Source organism: Streptomyces sp. WAC 04229, from assembly GCF_003947455.1.
Classification (GTDB): Bacteria; Actinomycetota; Actinomycetes; order Streptomycetales; family Streptomycetaceae; genus Streptomyces.
The window spans coordinates 1-12814 of record NZ_QHJH01000203.1 but is presented as its reverse complement, the minus strand read 5'-3'; the positions used below and the strand labels follow the sequence as shown (position 1 = coordinate 12814).

At 72.4% G+C, this 12814-nt stretch carries 14 protein-coding genes; 9 read left to right on the top strand and 5 right to left on the bottom strand.

Annotated elements, in window-relative coordinates; genetic code table 11:
• Positions 1–308 precede the first annotated feature (308 nt).
• On the top strand, positions 309–998 hold the full coding sequence (locus DMH12_RS32570) for a GntR family transcriptional regulator (RefSeq protein WP_125494985.1): 690 nt from the start codon (positions 309–311) through the stop codon (positions 996–998).
• A 35-nt stretch (positions 999–1033) separates the two neighbouring features.
• Here DMH12_RS32570 and DMH12_RS32565 read toward each other — a convergent pair whose 3' ends face one another.
• From DMH12_RS32565 to DMH12_RS32550, 4 genes are read right to left on the bottom strand one after another with little or no spacing between them, the layout of a single operon-like run.
• Positions 1034–1894 carry an amidohydrolase gene (locus DMH12_RS32565; protein ID WP_125494984.1) on the bottom strand — a complete coding sequence of 287 codons (861 nt, stop codon included), beginning with the start codon at positions 1892–1894 and terminating at the stop codon, positions 1034–1036.
• Positions 1891–2895, bottom strand: a complete 1005-nt coding sequence (locus tag DMH12_RS32560; RefSeq protein WP_125494983.1) for an aldo/keto reductase — start codon at positions 2893–2895, stop codon at positions 1891–1893. The genes DMH12_RS32565 and DMH12_RS32560 overlap by 4 nt, the downstream gene beginning before the upstream one ends.
• A complete protein-coding gene (locus DMH12_RS32555) occupies positions 2892–3647 on the bottom strand; it encodes an SDR family NAD(P)-dependent oxidoreductase (RefSeq protein WP_125494982.1) in 756 nt (251 codons plus the stop codon). The genes DMH12_RS32560 and DMH12_RS32555 overlap by 4 nt, the downstream gene beginning before the upstream one ends.
• Positions 3644–5032 carry an enolase C-terminal domain-like protein gene (locus DMH12_RS32550; RefSeq protein ID WP_125494981.1) on the bottom strand — a complete coding sequence of 463 codons (1389 nt, stop codon included), beginning with the start codon at positions 5030–5032 and terminating at the stop codon, positions 3644–3646. Before DMH12_RS32550 ends, DMH12_RS32555 begins: the two co-directional genes overlap by 4 nt.
• A 257-nt stretch (positions 5033–5289) precedes the next feature.
• Here DMH12_RS32550 and DMH12_RS32545 point away from each other — a divergent pair, with 257 nt between their 5' ends.
• The 3 genes from DMH12_RS32545 to DMH12_RS32535 all read left to right on the top strand — a co-directional run bounded on the left by DMH12_RS32545 (position 5290) and on the right by DMH12_RS32535 (position 6690).
• Positions 5290–5487: an FCD domain-containing protein gene (locus DMH12_RS32545; RefSeq protein WP_125494980.1), complete on the top strand. Its 198-nt coding sequence runs from the start codon at positions 5290–5292 to the stop codon at positions 5485–5487.
• Between the two features lie 67 nt (positions 5488–5554).
• Entirely contained in the window at positions 5555–6310 is a 756-nt protein-coding gene (locus DMH12_RS32540) for a HipA family kinase (protein WP_125494979.1), read from the top strand.
• On the top strand, positions 6307–6690 hold the full coding sequence (locus DMH12_RS32535) for a DUF3037 domain-containing protein (protein WP_125494978.1): 384 nt from the start codon (positions 6307–6309) through the stop codon (positions 6688–6690). The genes DMH12_RS32540 and DMH12_RS32535 overlap by 4 nt, the downstream gene beginning before the upstream one ends.
• A 40-nt stretch (positions 6691–6730) precedes the next feature.
• Here the strand turns inward: DMH12_RS32535 and DMH12_RS32530 are convergent, their stop codons facing one another.
• Positions 6731–7414, bottom strand: coding sequence for a hypothetical protein (locus DMH12_RS32530; protein ID WP_125494977.1), 684 nt, complete (start codon positions 7412–7414; stop codon positions 6731–6733).
• A gap of 264 nt (positions 7415–7678) precedes the next feature.
• On the opposite strand from DMH12_RS32530, the gene fabG reads away from it, so the two are divergent.
• The 5 genes from fabG to DMH12_RS32505 all read left to right on the top strand — a co-directional run bounded on the left by fabG (position 7679) and on the right by DMH12_RS32505 (position 12462).
• On the top strand, positions 7679–8440 hold the full coding sequence (gene fabG, locus DMH12_RS32525) for a 3-oxoacyl-ACP reductase FabG (RefSeq protein ID WP_125494976.1): 762 nt from the start codon (positions 7679–7681) through the stop codon (positions 8438–8440).
• 42 nt (positions 8441–8482) lie between these two features.
• Entirely contained in the window at positions 8483–9244 is a 762-nt protein-coding gene (locus DMH12_RS32520) for an SDR family oxidoreductase (protein WP_125494975.1), read from the top strand.
• A gap of 209 nt (positions 9245–9453) precedes the next feature.
• Positions 9454–11040 carry an ABC transporter substrate-binding protein gene (locus tag DMH12_RS32515; RefSeq protein ID WP_185832684.1) on the top strand — a complete coding sequence of 529 codons (1587 nt, stop codon included), beginning with the start codon at positions 9454–9456 and terminating at the stop codon, positions 11038–11040.
• A gap of 74 nt (positions 11041–11114) precedes the next feature.
• On the top strand, positions 11115–11798 hold the full coding sequence (gene ung, locus DMH12_RS32510; RefSeq protein ID WP_125494973.1) for a uracil-DNA glycosylase: 684 nt from the start codon (positions 11115–11117) through the stop codon (positions 11796–11798).
• 121 nt (positions 11799–11919) lie between these two features.
• Positions 11920–12462: a hypothetical protein gene (locus tag DMH12_RS32505; RefSeq protein ID WP_125494986.1), complete on the top strand. Its 543-nt coding sequence runs from the start codon at positions 11920–11922 to the stop codon at positions 12460–12462.
• Positions 12463–12814: the final 352 nt, after the last annotated feature.

The following is a 12814-nucleotide window of genomic DNA, read 5'->3' as shown; positions in this document are numbered from 1 at the left end:
GTGCGGGAGCGATCGGACATGGGGATGCGGCTCCTTGCGAGGGGGAGGATGCGGGACTCCGCGACAGGCAGCAGTGCAGCCGGACGCATCGGGTACTGTCAACACATCCGGCATGATTCCTATAGGAAAAAGCGAGGGCGGCTTTCCGTTGCCGCTGTGCTCGCCTGGCCTCTTGTCTGTCCCCGCGTCGGACTCTGCGGCCGTTTCCTATGTGATCGACGGCTGGGGACGGAGGGAGGCCGGCGCCCTCACGTCGTTAAACTGCTGACGGCCCCAGCCCCCACCGCACCGACCAGTAGGAGACCCGGATGCCGGCGCACGACCCGTCCGTCCCGCCGGTCCGTCAGGTTCTGTCCGACAGTGTCTACGAGGGCATCAAGGCCAAGGTCATGGACCACGAGATCGCTCCGGGCGCCCGCGTCGGCATCGAGGCGCTGGCCCGTGAGCTGGACGTCTCACCGACCCCCGTGCGCGAGGCGCTCGCCCGGCTGGAGTCCGACGGTCTCGTGGTCAAGCGCTCGCTGTCCGGGTACCGGGCGACCGCGTTGCTCACCCGCCAGGGGGTGGAGGAGCTGTTCGAGATGCGGCTGCTCCTGGAGCCGCGCGCCGCGGCCCTGGCGGCGCACAACGCCGAGGAGAGCCAGCTCGACGCCCTGGAGGCCACGCTGGAGGGCATGCAGGCCCACCCAGGGCCGACCGGGCCGTACGCCTCCTACCGGGACTTCGCCGCGCTGGACCAGCGCTTCCACGACACCGTCGCGGAAGCCGCCCACCGACCGCTGCTCGCGGACGCGGTGGAACGGCTCCACACGCACCTGCACATCTTCCGCCTCAGCAACGTCCAGAACGTCCAGGAAGCGGACGATCCGACCCTGGGTGAACACGAACGCATCGTGCGGGCGATCCTGCGCCGCAGGGCCGAGCACGCCGCGGAGGCGATGGCCGAGCACCTCGACCGCAGCCTCGCACGCCAGCTGAGCCGGCTCGACGAGGATTGAGCGGAGGGGCAGACGCGCCGGTGCGCCCCAACCCGTCACCCCGGGTGTGCGCCGGGCACGCGGTAGACGCGCCGGGCGGTGCCGGACCACACCTCGGTCCGCTCGGCCGGGCCCAGTCCGGCCGTGAGCGTCCGGGCCGCGTCCACGACCGCGCCGTACCCCCCGGCGAGCGTGCTCACCGGCCAGTCGGAGCCGAACATCAGCCGCCGGGGGCCGAAGGCGTCGATCACCGTGTCGGCGTACGGCCTGAGGTCGTCGACCGTCCATGACGACCAGTCGGCCTCGGTCACCATGCCCGAGAGTTTGCACACCGTGTTGGGCAGTGAGGCCAGCTCCCGTACCCGCCCGGCCCAGGGTTCCAGCGCCCCGGACGCGATCGGCGGCTTGCCGAGATGGTCCAGGACGAAGGTGAGACCGGGCACCGCGGCCGCCGCCCGCGCCGCGGCGGGCAGCTGGTGCGGCAGCACCACCAGGTCGTAGACGAGTCCGGCCCCGGCGACGGCACGCAGGCCGCGCACGACCTCGGGGCGGGTCAGCCAGTCGGGGTCGGGTTCGCCCTGGACCTGGTGGCGGATCCCGCGCAGGAAGTCACCACCGGGCAGTGACCGCAGCACGTCGAGCGCGTCGGCGACGTCCGGGGCCGTCAGGTCGGCCCACCCCACGACCGCCCCGATCAGCTCGCTGCGCGCGGCGAGGGACAGCAACTCGGGTGTCTCCTCGGCGACGTTGACCGTCTCCACCAGCACCGTGGCCGTGACCCCCGCGGCGCCGGCCGCGGCCGCCAGGTCGGCGGGGACGAAGGAGCGCCGCAACGGGGCGAGACCGGGGTCGTCGAGCCACTCCTGGTCGCGCACGGCGAGATCCCACAGATGGTGGTGGGCGTCGATGACGGTCACCCCTGGCTCCCGTCCAGCACCGGCTCAGGCACCGGCACTCCGCCGGGCAGCAGGCCCTGAGCCCGCAGATCGTCCCACACGGCCCCCGGGGCGGGCCCCCGGACCAGCGCGACGGCGTCCACGACCTGGGCCGCCGAGCGCGCACCGACGAGGACCGACGCGACCGCCGGATGCCCGAAGGGGAAGCGGAGCGCGGCGGCCCGCAGCGGCAGCCCGTGCGCCTCGGTCACCTCGCGCATCCGCACCGCCCGGTCCAGGAGTTCCGAGGGCGCCGCCGCGTAGTCGTACGTGGCGCCGGGCGCGGGGTCGGCCAGCAGCCCGGAGTTGAACACACCGCCGACGATCACGCTCTTGCCGGCGGCGGACGCGGCCGGCAGCAGCGTCTCCAGAGCGCCCTGTTCCAGCAGGGTGTAACGCCCGGCGCAGAGCACGGCGTCGACGTCGGTGTCCGTCAGGAACCGGGTCAGCATCCGGCTCTGGTTCATCCCCGCGCCGATCGCCCGGACGACCCCCTGAGACCGCAGCTCCTCCAGCGCCGGGTACGCCTCCCGGAAGGCCTGTTCACCGTGCTCGTCGGGATCGTGGAGCAGGACCAGGTCCACGCGGTCCAGCCCGAGGCGGGTGAGGCTGTCCTCCAGTGAGCGGCGTACGCCGTCGGCGCTGAAGTCCCACCGGCGCCGGTGGGTCGCCGGTACCGCGAAACCGTTGGCCCGGTCGTCGCCGCCGCCGTCGTGCGGTTCGAGTACCCGCCCCACCTTGGTGGACAGGACGAAATCCTTCCGGGGCCTCGTCCGCAGGGCCGCGCCCAGCCTGCGCTCCGAGAGGCCCAGACCGTAGTGCGGGGCGGTGTCGAAGTAGCGGATGCCCGAGTCCCAGGCGGCCTCCACGGTGGCCGCCGCCTCGTCCTCGCCGACGGCCTCGTAGAGTCCGCCGATGGCGGCGGCACCCAGGCCGAGGCCGGTGACCGGCACGCCGCCGGCTCCCAGGAGTGCCGCCCTCACCGTCCCTCCGGGCGCAGGCGGAGGCCCTGCATGCCGCCGTCCACGGCCAGGGCCGTGCCGGTGACGCTCGCGGCGGCCGGGCTCGCCAGGTAGGCGATGGCCGCGGCGACCTCTTCGGCGGTGACCAGCCGGCCCATGGGCTGGCGGGCGTTGAGCGCCGCCCGCTCGGCCTCCGGGTCGGGCGCCCGGTCCAGGAGACGGCTCACCCAGGGGGTGTCCGCCGTGCCGGGGTTCACGCAGTTCACGCGGATGCCCTCGCGGACGTGGTCCGCCGCCATGGCGAGGGTGAGGGCCTGGACCGCGCCCTTGCTGGCGCTGTACAGGGCCCGCTGCGGCAGGCCTGCCGTGGCCGCGATCGAGCAGGTGTTGACGACGGCGGCGTGCGCGGAGGCACGCAGGAGGGGAAGGGCTGCCCGGGTGGTGCGGACGACACCGAGGACGTTCACGTCCAGGACCCGGTGCCACTGGGCGTCGTCGTTGTCCTCGACCGTGCCCGTCGCGCCGATCCCGGCGTTGTTGACCAGGATGTCGAGGCCGCCGAGCTCGTCCGCCGCGGCGGCGACGGCGGACCGTACCGAGGCGTCGTCGGACACGTCGGCGGCGTAGCCGCGCAGGGGCTTGTCCACCGCCGACGGGTCGAGGTCGAGGACGGCGACGTCGGCACCGCGCGCGGCCAGCAGGACGGCGGTGGCCCGGCCGATGCCGGAGGCGCCGCCGGTCACCAGGGCCTTGAGTCCGGACACTTCGCTCATGAGGCGTTTCCCTTCTCCTGTGCGGCGAGGTCGGCGGCCCAGAAGACGCCGTCGGGATAGCGGTAGGTCGCGATGGACTCGGGGCGCATCCGGGACGAGAAGCCGGGTGCGGTGGGCGCCGTGTAGTGGCCGTCGGTGATGACCACGGGGTCGTCGAAGTGCTCGTGGAGGTGGTCGACGTACTCGATGACCCGGTCCTCGGTGGTGCCGGACAGGGCGACGAAGTCGAACATCGAGAGGTGGCGTACCAGTTCGCACAGCCCGACTCCGCCGGCGTGCGGGCAGACCGGGACGCGGTACTTGGCGGCGAGCAGCAGGATGGCCAGGTTCTCGTTGACGCCGCCCACCCGTGCCGCGTCGATCTGGAGGACGTCGATGGCCTCGGCCTGCAGCAACTGCTTGAAGACGATGCGGTTCTGCACATGCTCGCCGGTGGCGACCTTGACGGGCGCGACGCCTCGGCGCACGGCCGCGTGACCGAGGATGTCGTCGGGGCTGGTGGGCTCCTCGATCCAGTACGGGTCGCTGTCGGCCAGCGCCCCGGTCCACTCGACGGCCTCTGCGACGTTCCAGCGCTGGTTGGCGTCGACGGCGATGCGGATGTCCGGGCCGACCGCCGCACGGGCCGCGCGCAGCCTGCGGACGTCGTCGGCCAGGTCGGCACCGACCTTGAGCTTGATCTGCGGGAAACCGTCGACGACGGCCTGCTTGGCGAGCCGCACCAGCTTGTCGTCGGAGTAGCCCAGCCAGCCGGGGGAGGTGGTGTACGCCGGGTATCCGCGCGCCAGCAGCAGCGCCTCGCGTTCGGCGGCGCCCTTCCTCCCCTCGCGGAGCAGGGCCACGGCCTCCTCGCGGGTGAGGGCGTCCTCGATGTAGCGGTAGTCCACCTGGTCGGCGAGCCACTCGGGCTCCGCGTCGGCGAGGAGCCGCCACACCGGCTTGCCGGCCCGTCTGGCCGCGAGGTCCCAGACCGCGTTGACCACGGCACCGACGGCCATGTGCATCACGCCCTTCTCCGGGCCGAGCCAGCGCAGTTGGCTGTCACCGTTGAGGGCCCGGCTCACCGTTCCCGGATCGGCGCACACCTCCTCCACGGACCGGCCGACGACGTGGGGGCGCAGCGCGGTGACGGCCGCCGCCTGCACCTCGTTGCCGCGTCCGATGGTGAAGGTGAACGCGTGCCCCTCGAGACGCCCCCGCGGGCCGTCGTCCGCGTCGGTCCGCAGGACGACGTAGGCGGCCGAGTAGTCGGGGTCGGGGTTCATCGCGTCCGAGCCGTCCAGCTCACGCGAGGTGGGGAACCGGACGTCGACGACCTCGACGTCCGTGACGCGGGCCGCGGGATTGGTCGGCCGATGGCACTCGGCTGTGCTGCGACGGCTCATGATGATGCCCTACTGGAATCAAATAGGATTTTGTTGCCCGCGATGCTGGGGCAGCGGTGGCGGTCACGTCAAGGGTCGTGCCGGGTCGAGTGGTCGCCTGGCTGCGCAGCGCCCGGAGGCGATGCCGATCGCGTGCGGATCGAGGCGGAAGGTGAGGGCCAGGTGCGTGCGCGTGGACGAATCGGTCGTCTCGCTGTCTGCGACGGTGATCGCGCCAGATCATATAGGGGCCAGCAGGGGGTGAGGGGGATCGGCCGATGCGGCTCCCCACCCACCCGCACCGCTTTGGGCTCGGCCCCGTCCCGGGCGTCAGTCCGGCCACCGTCATGGAGCACGGCCGCATCCTGCGGGCGGTGCTGCGGCGCAGTCCCGAACGGGCGTCGCAGGCCATGCGCGAGCATCTGGGGTCGAGCCCGCGCCGCCACCGCGACCGGTACGCGGAGGGCGGGGCGTGACGACCGGCCCCGATCACTATGCTCACTGCATGCGCGACGCAGATTCACCGACGGACGGCCCGGGAACATGCTGAAAGAGGTCACCGCGACCCGCTACATCACGCCCCTGCGCGAGGGCGGTTCGCTGCCGGGCCTCGTCGAGGCCGACGATCTCGGGACGTACGTCCTGAAGTTCACCGGCGCGGGGCAGGGCCGCAAGACGCTGGTCGCGGAGGTGGTCTGCGGTGAGCTGGCCCGGCGGCTGGGTTTCCGCGTCCCGCGCATCGTGACGGTCGAGCTCGATCCCGTCCTGGGGCTCGGCGAGCCCGACCAGCAGGTGCAGGAGCTGCTCAAGTCGAGCGGCGGCACCAACCTCGGCATGGTCTTCCTCTCCGGCGCGCTCGGCTTCGACCCGCTCGCCTTCGAGGTGAGCCCCGAGGACGCCGGCCGGATCGTCTGGTTCGACGCGCTGGTGAACAACGTCGACCGGTCCTGGCGCAACCCCAACCTGCTGCGCCTGCGGGGCGAGACCTGGCTCATCGACCACGGCGCGACCATGATCTGGCAGCACAACTGGCCCGGCGCCGAGACCTCCGCGGCCCGCCCCTACGACGCGTCCGACCACGCCCTCGCACGCTTCTCGCCGGACGTCCGCTCGGCCGCCGCCGCGCTCGCGCCGCTGGTCACCGAGGAACTCCTCGCGGAGGTCACCGCCGAGATCCCGGACGTGTGGCTGCGGGACGAGCCCGGCTTCGCGACCCCCGACGAGCTGCGGCGGGCCTATGCCCGGCCGCTGCTCGCCCGGGCCGCCACGATCCACGAACGCGTCAGGGGGGAGCGGTGAGCGACCGCCACGTCTTCGAGTACGCGCTGGTGCGCGTCGTACCCCGCGTCGAGCGCGGGGAGTGCGTCAACGCCGGTGTCCTCGTGTACTGCCGGGCCAAGTCCTACGTCGGTGCCCGCACCCACCTCGACGAGGCCAGGCTGCTGGCCCTCGACCCGGGGGTGGACCTGCCGGGCGTACGTGCGGCGCTGCGCGCCGTGGAAGGGGTGTGCACCGGCGGGGACGCGGCGGGCCAGGCGGCCCAGGACGATCCGGGCCGCCGTTTCCGCTGGCTGATCGCGCCCCGCTCGACCATCGTCCAGCCGGGCCCCGTGCACACCGGCCTGACCGCCGATCCGGCGGCCGAGGCGCAGCGGCTGCTCGACGTGCTGGTGCGGTGACGCCGGGCGGGTTCGCTCCGGCCCGGAGTCGCTGCGGGGGTCAGGCGCGCCGGCGGCGCCTGAGCGCGTAGCCGGCGGCGAGCGTGGCGCTGGCCACGCAGCCCAGCCCGATGGCGATGTCCGAGCGGCTCGGCCCGCCGCTGAAGGAGCCGCCCAGGCCGCCCTGGGTGCCGCGCGTCGGAGTGACGGCGGGGGAGGCCGACGGACTCGTGGCGGTGGTCGGTGCGGGCGGGACCGGGAGTGGCGCCGAGGTCGAGGAGGTGGTCGGGAGCGAGGCGATCTGCACCTCGACGCGCTGGTTCTGCTCCACCCGCTGGTTCTGCTCCACCTGCCGGCCCTGGTCGTCCCGGTCGTCGTCCCGGCCGCCGTTGTTCCCGCCCTGGTCGAAACCGCCCTCGTCGTGCCGACCGTCGTCGAACCCGCCTTGGTCTCCGCCCTCGCCGAACCCGCCCTGGTCGTTTCCGCCCTGGTCGTTGCCGCCGGGGTCGAACGAGCCCGCGCCGAAGTCGCTGCCGTCGGGTTCTCCCTGGTCGAGTGGGTCCGGGGCGAACAGGTCCTCGGTGAACGCGTCCGGGGCGTTCGGATCGCTCTCGAAGGCGGTCCGGCCCGCCTGCTGCTGGGTGAGACTCCGGGAGTCCAGTTCCTGGGTGTGTGCGGTGTCGGCCATCGGCACGATCGCGGCTATCGCGACGGCTATGCCTGCGGCACCGGTTAGACGGCGCATGGACGTCTCCTTTCCGGCCACGAGTGGCTCGCGCTTCGACGCTAGGGGCCCGGGGGCCGGGGGGCGCGCAGCGCTGGTCCGATCGGGTAGGCCGGGGATGGTGACGCACCGGGGAGCCCGGGTAATGGATCACACCGGCCCGGTGTCCCGTTGACACCGGGTGCCAGGGCTTCTAGCGTCACGTCTGCGGAAGGTACTAAGCGGTCGCTCACCCGAGGGCGCACGCTCCGCACGGGCCGCATCCCCAGGACGAGGAGAGCAGGAATGTCCACCACTGAGCAGCGGGTCGCCGTCGTCACCGGAGCCGCGCGCGGCATCGGTGCCGCGACCGCCGTACGACTGGCCGCCGAGGGCCGCGCCGTCGCCGTCATCGACCTCGACGAGGCCGCCTGCAAGGACACCGTGGAGCAGATCACCGCGGCCGGCGGCAAGGCGATCGCGGTCGGTTGCGACGTCTCCGACGAGGCGCAGGTCGAGGCCGCCGTCGCGCGGATCGCCGGGGAGCTGGGCGCGCCGACGATCCTCGTCAACAACGCGGGCGTACTCCGCGACAACCTGCTCTTCAAGATGAGCGCGTCCGACTGGGACACCGTCATGAACGTGCACCTGCGCGGCGCCTTCCTGATGTCCAAGGCGTGCCAGAAGCACATGGTGGACGCCGGCTTCGGCCGCATCGTCAACCTGTCCTCCTCCTCAGCGCTCGGCAACCGCGGCCAGGTCAACTACTCCGCCGCCAAGGCCGGTCTCCAGGGCTTCACCAAGACCCTCGCCAAGGAACTGGGCAAGTTCGGCGTCACCGCCAACTCCGTCGCTCCGGGCTTCATCGCCACCGAGATGACCAAGGCCACCGCCGACCGCGTCGGCATGGGCTTCGACGACTTCAAGGCCGCCGCCGCCACCCAGATCCCGGTCGCCCGCGTCGGTGAGCCCGACGACATCGCCAACGCCATCGCCTTCTTCACCGGCGAGGCGGCCGGCTTCGTCTCCGGCCAGGTGCTGTACGTGGCCGGCGGACCGCTCGACTAGGGACCCGGAGACCAGGGAACACGGACACTAGGGAACACGGACATGACTGAACGCCCCGTACTCTCCGGCAACGTCGCGCTCGTCACCGGCGCCAGCCGCGGTATCGGCTACGGCGTCGCCGAGGCGCTCGTCGCGCGCGGCGACCGGGTCTGCATCACCGGCCGCAACGAGGAGGCCCTCAAGGAGGCCGTCGAGAAGCTCGGAGCCGACCGGGTCATCGGTGTCGCCGGCAAGGCGCACGACGAGGCCCACCAGGCCGTCGCGGTCGAGCGCACGATGGAGGCCTTCGGCCGCGTCGACTTCCTGGTCAACAACGCCGGCACCAACCCGGTGTTCGGGCCGATCGCCGACCTCGACCTGAACGTCGCGCGGAAGGTCTTCGAGACCAACGTGATCTCGGCGCTCGGCTTCGCCCAGCGCACCTGGCACGCCTGGCAGAAGGAGAACGGCGGCGCGATCGTCAACATCGCGTCCGTCGCGGGCCTCTCGCCCTCGCCCTTCATCGCCGCGTACGGCGTCAGCAAGGCCGCGCTGATCAACCTCACCGCGCAGCTGGCGCACGAGTTCGCGCCGAAGGTGCGGGTCAACGCGATCGCCCCGGCCGTCGTGAAGACCAAGTTCGCCGCCGCCCTGTACGAGGGCCGGGAAGAGGAGGCGGCCGCCGGATACCCGCTGGGCCGGCTCGGCGTGCCCTCCGACATCGGCGGTGCCGCCGCCTTCCTCACCTCGGCGCAGTCCGACTGGGTCACCGGTCAGACCCTCGTCGTCGACGGAGGCATCTTCCTCAACGCCGGCGTGGCCTGATATCGCCTGTCGGCAGCGCCGAGGGCCGGCCCGGGACACGGGCGCCGTTGACGGAAACGGCGCCCGTGTCCGCGTATCGAGACCGCCGGACGGATGACAACGTAGTCATCGCCAAATGATCAAAACCCCTGTTCAGAAGGGGGTTCAGGTGGCACGGCGCTGCGGTATGGTCTGCCGACCCTTGGCACGGCGGATCGAGGAGCGTGCGCGTGTTCAACCGGAACCGAGGCCTGCGTCGGGTAGCGGCCATCGTGTCCATATCGTCGCTGGTCACCGGCTGCGGCATTCTGTCATCCGACAGCTCGGAGGACGAAGGGCCGATCGTCGTGGGGACGACGAGCGCGCCCAGCACTCTGGACCCGGCGGCCTCATGGGACGGCTCCTGGGAGCTGTTCCGGAACATCTACCAGACGCTGCTCAGCTACCCCAACGGTGCGACCGCGCCCCAGCCCGACGCCGCCGAGGAGTGCGCCTTCACCGACTCCACCAACCAGGTGTACCGCTGCGAGCTGCGCGAGGGCCTGACCTTCTCCAACGGGGACCGCCTCGACGCGCGCGCCGTCAAGCACTCGATCGACCGGATCAAGGACATCAACGTCAACGGCGGTCCGGCCGGCCTGCTGGGCAGCCTGGAACGCGTCCAGGCGCCGAGCGAGCGCGAGGTGGTCTTCCACCTCAACAAGCCCGACGCCACCTTCCCGTTCGTGCTCGCCACGCCCGCCATGTCGATCGTCGAGCCCGGCAGCTACCCCGCGAACGAGTTGCGCGAGGACGGCCAGGTCGTGGGCTCGGGACCGTACGCGCTGGAGTCGTACGAGGACGGCGAGCGCGCCGAACTCGTACGCAACGACCGCTACGAGGGCTTCGCCGACCGGCAGAACAAGGCGGTGACGATCCGCTACTTCAAGGACTCCGCCGGCATGGTGAAGGCGCTGCGCGACGGCGACATCCAGGTGACCTACCGCGGACTCGCGGCCGACGACGTCGTCACGCTCCAGGGCAAGGACGGCCGGGACGAGGAACTCCAGCTGGTCGAGGGCAGCGGCACGGAGATCAGCTACCTGGTCTTCAACCCCGAGGACCCGTGGGCGGGCCGCAAGGAGGTCCGCCGGGCCGTCGCCCAGGTGATCGACCGGGCGGCGATCGCGCACACGATCCACCAGGACACGGTCGACCCGCTGTACTCGATGGTCCCCAAGGGACTGACCGGACACACCACGGGCTTCTTCGACGACTACGGCGACCCGAGCGTCCCCAAGGCCCGCGAGATCCTCACCGGCGCGGGCATCACCGAGCGCGTCCCGCTCACCCTCTGGTACACCACCGACCGGTACGGCTCCGAGACGGCGAACGAGTTCAAGGAGATCAAGCGGCAGCTCGACGCCTCGGGCCTGTTCCAGGTCACCCTGAAGAGCCGCCCCTGGAAGACGTACGTCACGGGCTACCAGAAGGGCGAGTATCCGGTGTTCGGCCGCGGCTGGTCGCCGGACTTCCCCGACGCGGAGAACTTCATCGCCCCGTTCGTCGGTGAGCAGAACGCGCTCGGTACGCCCTACGCCGCACCGGAGATCACCGGTGATCTGCTGCCGCGCTCCCGCCGGGAGAGCGACCGGGCCAACGTGGAGCGGGAGTTCGAGCGGGCGCAGCAGATCATGCTGGACGACGCGCGGTTGCTGCCGTTGTGGCAGGGCAAGCAGTACGTGGCCGCGAATGCCGACATCTCGGGCGCGGAGCAGGCCATGGACCCGTCGACGATCATGATGATGTGGCGGCTCTCCCGGAAGACCAGTTGGTAGGCGGGCCGGTTGTCAGTGGTCGCCGGTAGGTTCGTGAGGAGTGGAAAGCGACCGCACAGCGTAAGGAAGTTGACGTGACCGACACCGCCATGCTGCCCGAGTCCTGGCGCGAGGTGCTGGGCGACGAGCTTCAGCAGCCCTACTTCAAGGAGCTGACGGAGTTCGTCGAGGAGGAGCGGGCGAACGGCCCCGTCTACCCGCCGCGCGAGGAGGTCTTCGCCGCGCTGGACGCCACGCCGTACGACCGGGTCAAGGTGCTGGTCCTCGGGCAGGACCCGTATCACGGCGAGGGCCAGGGCCACGGGCTGTGCTTCTCTGTCCGGCCCGGGGTGAAGGTCCCGCCGTCCCTGCGGAACATCTACAAGGAGATGCACGCGGAGCTGGGCACCCCCGTCCCGGACAACGGATATCTGATGCCCTGGGCGGAGCAGGGCGTCCTCCTGCTCAACGCGGTGCTCACGGTCCGGGCGGGTGAGGCGAACTCGCACAAGGCCCGCGGCTGGGAGCGTTTCACCGACGCGGTGATCCGCGCGGTGGCCGACCGGCCGGACCCGGCGGTCTTCGTGCTGTGGGGCAACTACGCGCAGAAGAAGCTGCCGCTGATCGACGAGACTCGGCACCGGGTGGTCAAGGGCGCGCACCCCTCCCCGCTGTCGGCGAAGAAGTTCTTCGGTTCGCGTCCGTTCACGCAGATCAACGAGGCGGTCGCGGCCCAGGGCCACGAGCCGATCGACTGGACCATTCCGAACCTGAAGTGACCCGGAGGCGCGGGCCGGGTCCGCCGTCGGCCGGCCGCGCCTCCCGGTGCGGCCTGAGCCGGATCGTGGCCGCCTGCGGTTAGCGTCGGTCGTGACAGCCGACGAGGGCACGGAGGACGCGGTGGCCAAGGGACCGGAGCAGGCGGCGCCGGATGCCGTGCTGACGCGCATCGGCCAGGTCGTCATGCTGCATCACGCGGGCGACCGCGAGGAGGCCCGGGACCGCTTCCTCGGCCTGTGGGCGGAGATCGGCGAGCACGGCGACCCCCTGCACCGGTGCACGCTGGCCCACTACCTGGCCGACACCCAGGACGACCCGGGCGACGAACTGGCCTGGGACCTGCGCGCGTTGGCGGCCGCCGAGGAGATCACCCAGGGCCCGCCCGCCGATCCCCACGAGGGCACGCTCGCCGCGCGCGCCCTGTACCCCTCGCTCCATCTGAACCTCGCGGACGACTACGACCGGCTCGGCCACCGCGAGGCCGCCCGCCTGCACCTGCGGCGCGCCCGGGGCGCGGCCGAGTCACTGGCCCCCGACCGTTACGGCGAGGGTGTGCGCGCGGCGATCGGCCGGCTGGAGCGCCGCTTGGACGGCGCGGGCCGTGGTGCGGACGGGCCCGACCGTCCCGGCGGATGGCCGAGACCGCCGCGGCAGCGGCCCTAGGCATGCGGGGCCCGTGCGCTGTCGCGCTCAGGGGCCGTACGCCTGCTCGCAGATGTGGGATTCCGGGCTGCCGGGACGCCAGCCGCCGTACTGCCTGCCGAGCGAGCACACGTCCGTGTTCCGGCCGGCTCCGGGCGAGGGCGCATGGGGGAGTGCGGGGACCCCGGGGTCCGGCACCCTCGGCCGCTGGGTCCGTGCCGGTGTCTCGGGCCGGGCGGGCCGTGGCCGCTGTTCGGGGCGGGCCCGGGCCGCCGGGGGCCGCTGCGGGGGGGGCCCGGGGGCCGGGGGGTCCGTACCGCGCGGGCCCCCGGCCGCGCGGGCCCGGGCCGGCGGGGGGGCGGTTCCCGCCACC